This is a genomic window from Allobosea sp. P1_A7 (assembly GCF_056406775.1).
In genome coordinates, this window is the sequence record NZ_JBFTZN010000203.1 from 1 (window position 1) to 10,710 (window position 10,710).

The window sequence follows — 10,710 nt, forward strand, 5'->3', positions numbered from 1 at the left end:
GTTCCCAGAAGCCTCAGCGATGTTTGCGCCGCTGGTCTTCGCGCTCTCCGTCATCGCCATCATCTACACCTCGCTGGTGGCGCTGATGCAGGAGGACATCAAGAAGCTGATCGCCTACTCGTCCGTCGCCCATATGGGTTTCGTCACCATGGGCCTCTTCACCCTGACGCCGCAGGGCATTCAGGGTGCGATGTTCCAGATGGTCAGCCACGGGCTGGTCTCCGGCGCACTCTTCCTTTGCGTCGGCGTGATCTATGATCGCATGCATACCCGCGAGATCGCCGCCTATGGCGGGCTGGTCAACCGGATGCCGCGTTACGCCGTCGCCTTCATGGTCTTCACCATGGCCAATGTCGGGCTGCCCGGCACGGCCGGCTTCGTCGGTRAGTTCCTGACCATCTTGGGGGCCTTCAAGGCCAATCCCTGGGTCGCGTTCTTTGCAGCTTTCGGCGTCATCCTCTCGGCCGGCTATGCGCTCTGGCTCTATCGCCGCGTCGTGTTCGGCGAACTGGTGAAGCCCGAGCTCAAGAGCATCACCGATCTCAACACCCGCGAGGTCGTCATCCTCGCTCCGCTGATGCTGCTGACGATCTGGTACGGCATTGCGCCGGGTACCATCCTCGACGCCTTTGCTGCGCCGACCGAAGCCCTCATCAAGAATTATCAGGCCGCACTCACCGCCGCGAAAACGGCGATGCTGGTCGTACAGTAAGGTTTGGCAGCAATGACCTTGCCCGCCCTCGGCCCAGCTCTGCCGGAAATCACCCTCGCCATCGGCGCGATCGCCATGGTGCTCTACGGCGCCATCCGCGGCGAGGGCGCGACCCGTACGCTCGAAGCCTTCGGACTTGCCTTGCTCGCGCTAGCGCTCGTGATGGTGCTCTCGGGCACCGGCAAGGCGGTGACCTTCAACGGCGGCTTCGTCGCTGACGGTTTCGCGCGCTTCATGAAGGCACTGACCCTGATCGGTGCCGGCGCGGCGATCGTGCTCGCAGGCGATTTCATGCGCCGCGACGGCTCGATGCGTTTCGAGTTCCCCGTGCTGGTCGTGCTCGCCACGATCGGCATGATGATGATGATCTCGGCCAGCGACCTGATCGGCCTTTATATCGGTCTCGAGCTGCAGAGCCTTGCGCTCTATGTCGTCGCCGCCTTCGACCGCGACAATACCAGGTCGACCGAAGCGGGCCTGAAGTACTTTGTCCTCGGCGCGCTGTCCTCGGGCATGCTGCTCTATGGCAGCTCGCTGGTCTATGGCTTCACCGGCACCGTGACCTATTCCGGCATCGCCCAGGCCGTCCACGGCGAGCATATCAGCCTCGGGCTGATCTTCGGCATCGTCTTCGTCGCCGCCGGCCTTGCCTTCAAGATCTCGGCCGTGCCCTTCCACATGTGGACACCGGACGTCTATGAGGGTGCGCCGACGCCGGTCGCCGCCTTCTTCGCGACTGCGCCCAAGATGGCTGCGATGGCGATGATGGTTCGCATCTTCGTCGGGGCGTTCCCGGGCGCGCTGCATGAGTGGCAGCAGATCATTATCTTCATGTCGATCGCCTCGATGGCGCTCGGCGCCTTCGCTGCCATCGGCCAGCGCAACATCAAGCGCCTGCTCGCCTATTCCTCGATCGCCAATATGGGCTATGCGCTGGTTGGCCTTGCGACAGGAACGGCAGCGGGCGTCCAGGGCGTGATGACCTATATGGCGATCTATCTCGCCACGACGCTTGCCGCTTTTGCCTGCGTTCTGCTGATGCGCCGCAACGGCAAGCCGGTCGAAGACATCTCCGAGCTTGCCGGGCTCTCGCGTACCAATCCCTGGATGGCTTTCGCGCTGGCGATGATGATGTTCTCGCTCGCCGGCATTCCGCCGCTGGCCGGTTTCTGGGCGAAGTTCTACGTTTTCTATGCCGCGATCGATGCCAAGCTCTACGCACTTGCCGTGATCGGCGTGGTGACCAGCGTGGTCGGCGCCTACTACTACCTGCGCGTCATCAAGGTGATGTATTTCGACGAGGCGAAGCCGGCCTTCGAGAAGGGGGACATCGGCGTGCGCGGCGTGCTGCTGGTCTCGACTCTGTTCGTGCTGATGCTCTCGTTCGTGCCGGCCCCGCTGTTCGACTCGGCTGCTGCTGCCGCCAAGTCGCTGTTCTAAGGGGGCGGGCGGCGTGCTCGGCGAGGCGGCACGCGCCGCCGGCTACCGGCTGATCGTGCGGGACGCGGTAGGCTCGACCATGGAAGAGGCGCGTCGCGCCTCCGACCAGGGCGACCCTGGCTTACTCTGGATCGTGGCTCGCAGCCAAAGCGCCGGGCGTGGCCGTCATGGCCGCAACTGGGGCTCACCGCCCGGAAATCTCTACGCCAGCCTCTTGCTCGTGCAGCCCTGCGAACCTGCGCTGGCGCCGCAGCTCGGGTTTGTTGCCGGCCTCGCCTTGCATGACGCCGCAGCCAGGGTGACCGGCCTCTCTGCTCCGCGCCTTGTTTTGAAATGGCCCAACGACCTGCTGATCGACCGCGCCAAGACGGCGGGGCTGCTGCTCGAAGGCGAGAGCCGGGCAGGGCGCTTTGCGGTCACCATCGGCATGGGCGTCAATGTCGCCAGCCGACCGGACGATACCCCTTATCCCGCGACCTTCCTGAAGGCCGAAGACCAGGCTGCGAGTATCGAGGCTCTGCTGGCCGCGCTCAGCGACGCCTGGGTTGCCCGCTTCAATGCCTGGTCATTGCCGGGCGGCTTTGGCCCGGCCCGGGCGGCCTGGCTCGAACGTGCAGCATTCCTCGGCGAGACCATCACCCTGCGCCTGGCGGAGGGGCCGCTGAGCGGTCGCTTCCTTGGCCTCGATGCTTCGGGTCGGCTCGAGCTCGATGTCGCAGGCGCGCGACATCTGGTTGACGCAGGCGATCTCTATTTCGGCCCTCCCGGCTGAACGGCTACGCCTGTCCCAGAGCGGCTCCTGTCGCGCTTCCACGGCCTTCATGCTAGGCCTTGCCACTCATCCGGCGCGCTCTGCGCCCTGCCTTTTGCCTTAGGATTTCCCGTGACCCGTTCCAGCGACCAACTCGTCTTCGTTCCCCTCGGCGGCCTAGGCGAGATCGGTATGAATGCGGCACTCTATGGCTTCGGGCCTGAAGGGCGGCGCAAATGGATCCTGGTTGATTGCGGCCTGTCATTTGCCGGTCCCGATGTTCCGGGCGTCGACATCGTCCTCCCCGACCTGCGCTACATCATCGAGGAGCGGGCCAATCTGCTTGGCATCGTGATCACCCACGCGCATGAGGATCATATTGGCGCGCTCGCGGCGCTGTGGCCCTCCCTGCGCGCGCCCGTCTACTGCACACAGTTCGCGGCCGGGCTGCTTGCCACGCGGMGGCTGGGCGAGCCCGGCGCTCCGAAGGTGCCGATCAACGTCGTCGCCCAGGGCGGACATGTTACGCTGGGGCCCTTCGAGATCGAGTTCGTGCCGGTGGCGCATTCCATTCCGGAATCCTGCGCGCTGGCGATCCGTACTCCGGTCGGCCTCGTCGTTCATACCGGCGACTGGAAGATCGACCCGACGCCGCAGGTCGGCCTGCCAACCGACGAGAAGCGACTGCGCGAGCTCGGCGACGAGGGCGTGCTCGCCCTGATCTGCGACTCGACCAACGTTATGCGTGACGGCATCAGCCCGAGCGAGGCGGACGTCGCAGCCAAGCTGAAGGAACTGGTCGCTTCCGCGCCCGGCCGAGTCGCCGTCACGACATTCGCCTCGAATGTGGCCCGGCTGCGGGCCGTCGCCGAAGCTGCCATGGCCGGTCATCGCGATGTCGTCGTGGTCGGCCGTGCGATGGACCGTGTCATCGATGTCGCGCGCGAATGCGGCTATCTCGACGGCATTCCGGCATTCCGCTCCGTCGAGCACTATGGCTACCTGCCGCGCGACAAGGTTGTGGCGCTGCTCACCGGCAGTCAGGGTGAGCCGCGCGCCGCGCTCTCGCGCATTGCGTCCGACGATCATCCCGAGATCGCCCTGTCGCCAGGCGACCGTGTGATCTTCTCGTCCCGCACCATTCCGGGCAATGAGAAGGCGGTCGGCAACATCCTGAATGCACTGGCACGGGACAATATCGAGATCATCACGGACCGCACGCATCTCGTCCATGTCTCGGGCCATCCGCGCCGCGAGGAAATGGCCCGGCTCTATGGCTGGCTCCGACCGAAGATCGCCATTCCCGCCCATGGAGAGGATCTGCATCTGAGCGAGCACGCGGCCTTCGCACGCGGGCTCGGCGTCAAGAACGTCGTTCGTGCCGGCAATGGCGACATCATCGCCATTACGGCCGATGGCGCCGGCAAGATCGATGAAGCACCCCATGGCCGGCTCTATCAGGACGGGGCTCTCCTGGTGAATGCCATGGAGAAGACGATCCAGGAGCGCCGCCGGCTCTCCTTTGCCGGCATGATTTCGGTCGCGGTTGCGGTTGACGACAAGGGCGGTATCGCCGGCGAGCCAGAGATTGCCGTGCTGGGCCTGCCGCCGGCCGCGCGCGACGGCACGCCCTTCGACGAACTGGTCGCCGATGCGGTCTCCGACCTGCTCGACAACATCCCCAAGGCGCGTCGCCGCGATCCTGAAGCGCTGCGCAACGCGCTGGAGCGTGGCCTGCGTAGCACCGTCAACGAGGAATGGGGCAAGAAGCCGCTGGTGCATGCGCTGGTGATCGAAGTCTAAGATATCGGCCCGAAAACTGGATTGCGGTTTTCGGGCCGATGCCAGCGCGGAAGGCTAGATCATCGGCAGTATGGACGGCGGTGTTCTCGCCGGATGCAAGGGAGCTCTGAATGATTGGTCGCCTCAACCATGTCGCCATCGCCGTAAAGGACCTTGCGGCCTCGAGTGCGCTCTATCGCGATACGCTCGGTGCACGCGTCTCCCAGCCGCTGCCGCAGCCTGAGCACGGCGTCACGGTCGTCTTCGTCGAGCTGCCCAACACCAAGATCGAGTTGCTCGAGCCCCTTGGAGCGGATTCGCCTGTCGCGAAATTTCTCGAGCGGAATGTCGATGGCGGCATTCATCACATCTGCTACGAGGTCGACGACATCCTGGCTGCGCGGGACCGGCTGAAGGCAACGGGCGCGCGCGTGCTCGGTTCCGGTGAGCCGCGCATCGGCGCCCATGGCAAGCCAGTCCTGTTCCTGCACCCCAAGGATTTCTGCGGAACGCTTGTCGAACTGGAACAGGCCTGAGATCCGACGGCGCGAAACAAGCGGGAGACGATTGATGATCGAGTTCTTCGGTGAGCCCGAAGCGGGCTCGCCACGCCCGTTCAGTGCGGCGACGCGGGCAGCGGGGCTTATCTTTGTCTCCGGACATTCGGCTCCGCATGATCCTGCGAACGGCATCCACCGCGGTGCGACACCGGTCGATGAGGTTCGCAATGCGCTGGGGCGGATCAGCGAGATTCTGACGGAAGCGGGCAGCAGCCTCGACCGTGTCGTGCAGATGACGATGCTGATCACCGACCCATCCGACTACGTCGCCTGCAATGCTGAATATGTGAAGCATTTCCCCGGCGGCCTGCCGGCGCGCCATACCGCGCGCTTCGGCGTGCCCACGGAAGCGCGCGTCGCATTCTCCTGCGTCGCCTTGGTCGGATAGGCTTTCGCGTGGATTGCGAGGGGCTGCGGCAGCGAGGAGCCTTGCCGCAATCCCGCTGGCTTGCCATGAGATGACCGCCTCCGCCCGAGAAAGGATCAGGCCATGACCATTGCTGGCGGTCTCGCCGTTTATTTCGTGATCTGGTGGACGGTTCTGTTCGTGACCCTGCCGTTCGGGGTCCGCAGTCAGGCGGAGGACGGGGAGGTCGTTCAGGGCACCGAGCCAGGCGCGCCCGTGCTTCCGGGCCTCGCCAAGAAGGCGCTGATCACAACGATCCTGGCCGGAATCATCTTCGTGTTCGTCTGGTATATCTGGTCGGCCTACGATCTTTGATCGGCCGCGGACGGTAACGCCAAAAACAAAGGGCAAGGCCGAAGCCTTGCCCTGGAGTCTGTTTTTTCCGCAGTAACGGCGCACATCTGGTTGCGTGCGACTCATATACTAGGCGGGCGTTTGTTCCTCCCGAGACCTGGTCCGCGGCGCTCAAGGTTTCCCCGAGCGAGCCCAGCGCCAGATGAGTATCCGATTGTGACAGGGCTGTCACCCATTTAGGCAGCGCTAGCCTGATCTTTTTGCAAGTTAAATGAAGTTTGCTCTTGTGCAGTGCAGCATGCTCCAGATGTGGCGGCTCAACGCCTTGTTCCCGTCAAAGGATGCCGTTACGACGCCGGTGATGATCGGCCGGATCCTCCGGCAACGACGGAGATGCTTCACATGCTGCGCAGTTCTCTCGCCATTCTCGCCCTTGCTGCGTCGCTCGGCTGCGCTCAGGCGCAAGCGCCGGCCTCCGATCCCAACAATACGGTCGTGCTCGAGACCAAGGACGGCAACATCACGATTCGTCTTCGTCCCGATCTGGCGCCCAAGCATGTCGAGCAGATCAAGGCGCTGACCAAGCGTGGCTTCTATGATGGTATCGTCTTCCATCGCGTCATCGACGGCTTCATGGCCCAGACCGGCGACCCCACCGGCACCGGCACGGGCAAGTCAGACCTGCCTAATCTCCCGGCTGAATTCAGCCCCACGCCCTACAAGGTCGGCTCGGTCGGCATGGCGCGTTCCGCCTCGCCCGATTCCGCCAATTCCCAGTTCTTCATCTGCTACGAAGGCTGCGGTTCGCTGACGGGGCAGTACACGCTGTTCGGCGAAGTAGTGTCCGGCATGGATGTGGCGCGCAAGATCAAGAAGGGCAGCTCGGCCAATAATGGCCAGGTCAGCGGCCCCGACAAGATCGTGCGCATGCGTCTTCAGTCCGACGCGAAATAGCAACGAGCGGCTACCTGCATGTCGCGTGTCCTGCCCCTGTTCGTCGCCGGCTTGTCGATCGTCATGGTCGGCGCTGGCGCGGCACAGGACACACGCGACCTGGGATTGCCACCGCCCTCCGGCTCGCAGAACCCGGTTCTGCCTCCGCCTTCCGGCTCGCAGAATCCCGTGCTGCCCCCACCGACGGGGCAGCGCTACCTGCCGGGGATCGGCGGGCCGTTCGGGGAACACGCGCCACGCCGCGCCATTCCAAGCCTGCCGCCTCCTGTCGATTCGGGGCTGAGCGGTTCGGTCTCGCCAGTGACGCGGAGCTTTGAAGGCGACGCCGTCGATCGCGTTTCGGAGCTCGGTCCAGCGTTTCGACGCTGCTGGAATCCGCCTGCGATGACCGGCTCCAGCGACAGCGCCATGGCGACTGTCCGCTTCAGCCTGCGGCGCGACGGCACCATCTTTGGCCAGCCGCGCGTCACCTGGGAAACGCGCCGCACCGACCCCGATCTGCGGGAACGGTTCACCGCCTCCGTGATCGACGCCATCCGAAACTGCGCACCTGTGAGGTTGTCGCCGCGCTTCGGAGCGAGTATCGCGGGGCGACCCTTCACCATTCGCTTCCACGGCCGTGCGCCGTCCAATGAAAGGCCGATCTGATGTCGCTCGATCCCGAGAACACCCTCGTCATGGAAACCACAAAGGGCCGCGTTGTCATCAAGCTGCGCCCCGACCTCGCCCCTGCCCATGTCGAGCGCCTGAAGACGCTGGCGCGCCAGGGCTTCTATGACGGYATCGTCTTCCACCGCGTCATTGATGGCTTCATGGCGCAGGTCGGCTGCCCGCATGGCACCGGCACMGGCGGCTCCGACCTGCCGGACCTGAAGGCCGAGTTCAACGCCGAGCCGCATGTTCGGGGCATCTGCTCGATGGCCCGTTCGCAGAACCCGAACTCGGCCAACAGCCAGTTCTTCATCGTCTTCGACGACGCCCGCTTCCTCGACAAGCAGTACACGGTCTGGGGGCAGGTCGTTGAAGGCATGGAGAATGTCGACAACATCAAGCGGGGCGAGCCGGTGCGTGAGCCGGACTCCATCGTCTCGATGAAGGTGATGGCCGACGCGGCCTGATATCGCCACGGGCCCCGTTCGAACGGGGCCTGAGTTCAGATGAGCCCTCATCCCGGCAGCGCCGCAGGCGCGTCCCGACGGATGGGGGCTCATCTTGTTCTGGTTCGCAGTTTTGTGAGGCGGATTCGATCGTGGATGTCGAACTTTTCGACTTCGACCTGCCGGAAGAACGTATCGCGCTGAGGCCCGTCAGCCCACGCGATGCTGCGCGGATGCTCGTGGTGCGGCCGGATGCAGCCGAACCATTCGAGGATCGCGGCGTTCGCGAACTCGCCAGCCTGCTTCAACCCGGCGACGCGCTCGTCCTCAACGATACGCGCGTGATCCCGTCCCGGCTCTACGGCCGGCGCGTCAGGGGAGAGGCCTCGGCGCGCGTCGAGATCATGCTGCACAAGCGCGAAGCATCCGACCGATGGCTCGCGTTTGCCAGGCCGGCCAAGAAGCTCGCTCTCGGCGAGACGGTCGTGTTCGGCTCGGATGCGGCATCGAATGCGTGCGAGCTCGGCGCGCTGCATGCCGAGGTCGTCGGAAAGGGCGAGGGCGGCGAGGTCGAGTTGCGCTTTGCCTGGTCCGGTCCGGTGCTCGATGAAGCGATCGCGCGGCTGGGTGAGTTGCCGCTCCCGCCCTATATCGCGGGCAAGCGGCCGACCGATCTGGCCGATGCCCACGACTATCAGACGGTTCACGCCCGTATGGATGGAGCCGTGGCCGCCCCGACCGCCGGTCTCCACTTCACGCCGGAGCTGTTTGCAGCCCTCGACGCGCACGGCGTTTCCCGCCATTTCGTGACGCTTCATGTCGGCGCGGGCACGTTCCTCCCGGTCAAGGCCGAGGATACGCGCGAACACCGCATGCATGCCGAATGGGGTAGCGTGAGCACTGAGACCGCAGCAGCGCTGAACCAGGTCAAGGCAAGGGGAGGCCGCATCGTTGCCGTTGGGACCACGGCCCTGCGGCTGCTCGAGAGCGCTGCCGGTGAGAACGGGGTCGTCGCGCCATTCTCCGGTGATACGGCCATCTTCATCACGCCAGGCTATCGCTTCCGGGCCGTCGATATCCTGATGACGAACTTTCACCTGCCGCGCTCGACACTGTTCATGCTGGTCTCGGCTTTCTGCGGGCTCGACCTCATGAAACAGGCCTATGCCCATGCGATCGCGGAGAAATATCGGTTCTATTCCTATGGTGACGGCAGTTTGCTGTTCAGGGCTGAACCCACCACGCCACGCCACGCTTGATCCGGCTCGCAATCGGCCAGCGAAAATGCTACCCGGCAGGGTGAAGAGGATTGTGACACCCTATGGCCGATATTTTTCGTGAGATCGACGAGGAGGTCCGGCGCGACAAGGCGGCGGCGCTCTGGAAGAAATATGGCAACCTGCTGATCGGTTTGGCCGTGGCTGCTGTCGTGGCCGTCGCAGCCTGGCAGGTCTGGCTGTATCGCGAGCAGCAGGCTTCGCAGGCCGTGGGTGCGCGGCTGGAAGAGGCGCTGAGGGCTTCGCGCGACAATCGCGGCGCCGAGGCGGAGTCGATCCTCGTTGACCTCGCGGCCAACGCGCCGGCGGGATACCGCCAGATCGCGCGGTTCCGCCTGGCTGCCGAAACCGGCAAGCGCGACGCTGCCGCGGGCGCAACGGCCTTCGACGCACTGGCGAATGACAGCTCTCTCGATCAGCTCTATCGCGATCTTGCCCGGCTTCGTGCCGGGATGTTGCGCGTCGATCTTGCGCCCTATGCCGAGACCCGCGCCGCGCTTGAGCCGCTCGCGTCTCCGCAGGGCGTCTGGCGCCATTCGGCCCGTGAGTTTCTCGGCATTGCCGCCCTCAAGGCCAATCTGTTCGAGGATGCCGGCCGCTGGTTCGATGCCATCGTGACCGATCCGCAATCGCCGCAGGTGCTGCGCCAGCGTACCGATCTCTATCTTGCGCTGGTGCGCGGCGGCGCCGTCGAGACCAAGAATTGACCCGACGCGCCGATCCCGGCGCGTAACAGGACGAATTTGAACACCATGACCGCGACCGTCGCCATCATCGGCCGGCCGAATGTCGGCAAATCGACGCTCTTCAACCGGCTCGTGGGCAAGAAGCTCGCTCTGGTCGATGACCGGCCGGGCGTGACCCGCGACCGGCGCGAAGGTGATGCCTCACTCGGCCATCTGCGCTTCCGCATCATCGATACCGCCGGACTCGAGGAGGCCGACAAGGACTCCCTTGCGGGCCGCATGCGCGCTCAGACCGAGACCGCGATCGCTCAGGCCGACGTGATCCTTTTCATGATCGATGCGCGGCTTGGCCTGACGCCGATGGACCAACCCTTCGCGGATCTGGTGCGCCGTTCTGGAAAGCCTGTGATCCTGCTCGCCAACAAGGCGGAAGGGAACAAGGGCAAGGACGGCACATTCGAGGCCTATGCGCTCGGGCTCGGCGACCCCGTTCCGTTCTCGGCCGAACATGGCGAAGGCACCGCGGATCTGCTCGAAGCGCTCGTGCCATTCATTGCCGACGAGCCAGACGAAGACGAGGACGATCAAGCCTGGGCCGAAGCTCCCGCCGCGGATCTCGATGAAGACAGCGACCCCAACAAGCCGCTGCGCGTCACCATTATCGGCCGCCCCAATGCCGGCAAGTCGACGCTGGTCAACCGGATGATTGGCGAAGACCGGCTGCTGACGGGACCGGAAGCCGGGATCACCC

13 protein-coding genes are annotated in these 10,710 nt (G+C 64.7%); all 13 read left to right on the plus strand.

All coding sequences use genetic code 11. The features are described from left to right. Positions 1 to 712: NADH-quinone oxidoreductase subunit M (locus AC1D34_RS27025; RefSeq protein WP_476825863.1), on the plus strand; the 712-nt coding region annotated here is incomplete at its 5' end. A 12-nt stretch (positions 713 to 724) separates the two neighbouring features. Beyond that, complete coding sequence (gene nuoN, locus AC1D34_RS27030; protein ID WP_441505509.1) at positions 725 to 2,152, plus strand: NADH-quinone oxidoreductase subunit NuoN; 1,428 nt, start codon at positions 725 to 727, stop codon at positions 2,150 to 2,152. A gap of 13 nt (positions 2,153 to 2,165) precedes the next feature. Next, positions 2,166 to 2,924, plus strand: coding sequence for a biotin--[acetyl-CoA-carboxylase] ligase (locus AC1D34_RS27035; protein ID WP_441505510.1), 759 nt, complete (start codon positions 2,166 to 2,168; stop codon positions 2,922 to 2,924). Positions 2,925 to 3,035: 111 nt separating this feature from the next. Next, positions 3,036 to 4,706, plus strand: coding sequence for a ribonuclease J (locus tag AC1D34_RS27040; RefSeq protein WP_441491867.1), 1,671 nt, complete (start codon positions 3,036 to 3,038; stop codon positions 4,704 to 4,706). 110 nt (positions 4,707 to 4,816) lie between these two features. Continuing rightward, positions 4,817 to 5,221 (plus strand): methylmalonyl-CoA epimerase, encoded by a 405-nt coding sequence (mce, locus tag AC1D34_RS27045; RefSeq protein WP_476770135.1) that lies wholly within the window; start codon positions 4,817 to 4,819, stop codon positions 5,219 to 5,221. A gap of 34 nt (positions 5,222 to 5,255) precedes the next feature. After that, positions 5,256 to 5,633, plus strand: coding sequence for a RidA family protein (locus AC1D34_RS27050; RefSeq protein ID WP_476770136.1), 378 nt, complete (start codon positions 5,256 to 5,258; stop codon positions 5,631 to 5,633). Positions 5,634 to 5,735: 102 nt separating this feature from the next. Then, positions 5,736 to 5,966, plus strand: a complete 231-nt coding sequence (locus AC1D34_RS27055; RefSeq protein ID WP_069880671.1) for a DUF1467 family protein — start codon at positions 5,736 to 5,738, stop codon at positions 5,964 to 5,966. A gap of 381 nt (positions 5,967 to 6,347) precedes the next feature. Next, positions 6,348 to 6,899 (plus strand): peptidylprolyl isomerase, encoded by a 552-nt coding sequence (locus AC1D34_RS27060; RefSeq protein ID WP_441491865.1) that lies wholly within the window; start codon positions 6,348 to 6,350, stop codon positions 6,897 to 6,899. 18 nt (positions 6,900 to 6,917) lie between these two features. Next, a complete protein-coding gene (locus tag AC1D34_RS27065; RefSeq protein ID WP_441491864.1) occupies positions 6,918 to 7,547 on the plus strand; it encodes a hypothetical protein in 630 nt (209 codons plus the stop codon). Beyond that, on the plus strand, positions 7,547 to 8,017 hold the full coding sequence (locus tag AC1D34_RS27070) for a peptidylprolyl isomerase (RefSeq protein WP_441491863.1): 471 nt from the start codon (positions 7,547 to 7,549) through the stop codon (positions 8,015 to 8,017). Before AC1D34_RS27065 ends, AC1D34_RS27070 begins: the two co-directional genes overlap by 1 nt. 131 nt (positions 8,018 to 8,148) lie before the next feature. Continuing rightward, positions 8,149 to 9,255: a tRNA preQ1(34) S-adenosylmethionine ribosyltransferase-isomerase QueA gene (gene queA, locus AC1D34_RS27075; protein ID WP_441505512.1), complete on the plus strand. Its 1,107-nt coding sequence runs from the start codon at positions 8,149 to 8,151 to the stop codon at positions 9,253 to 9,255. Positions 9,256 to 9,317: 62 nt separating this feature from the next. Continuing rightward, entirely contained in the window at positions 9,318 to 9,980 is a 663-nt protein-coding gene (locus AC1D34_RS27080) for a tetratricopeptide repeat protein (protein ID WP_441505513.1), read from the plus strand. A gap of 45 nt (positions 9,981 to 10,025) precedes the next feature. Further along, positions 10,026 to 10,710 (plus strand): GTPase (locus AC1D34_RS27085; RefSeq protein WP_476825864.1); only part of this gene is annotated, 685 nt, incomplete at its 3' end.

Coding starts and splice junctions, on each gene's coding strand:
- AC1D34_RS27080 (WP_441505513.1), top strand. CDS start 9,318: ATGGCCGATATTTTTCGTGAGATCGACGAGGAGGTCCGGCGCGACAAG.
- AC1D34_RS27050 (WP_476770136.1), top strand. CDS start 5,256: ATGATCGAGTTCTTCGGTGAGCCCGAAGCGGGCTCGCCACGCCCGTTC.
- AC1D34_RS27060 (WP_441491865.1), top strand. CDS start 6,348: ATGCTGCGCAGTTCTCTCGCCATTCTCGCCCTTGCTGCGTCGCTCGGC.
- mce (WP_476770135.1), top strand. CDS start 4,817: ATGATTGGTCGCCTCAACCATGTCGCCATCGCCGTAAAGGACCTTGCG.
- AC1D34_RS27065 (WP_441491864.1), top strand. CDS start 6,918: ATGTCGCGTGTCCTGCCCCTGTTCGTCGCCGGCTTGTCGATCGTCATG.
- nuoN (WP_441505509.1), top strand. CDS start 725: ATGACCTTGCCCGCCCTCGGCCCAGCTCTGCCGGAAATCACCCTCGCC.
- AC1D34_RS27055 (WP_069880671.1), top strand. CDS start 5,736: ATGACCATTGCTGGCGGTCTCGCCGTTTATTTCGTGATCTGGTGGACG.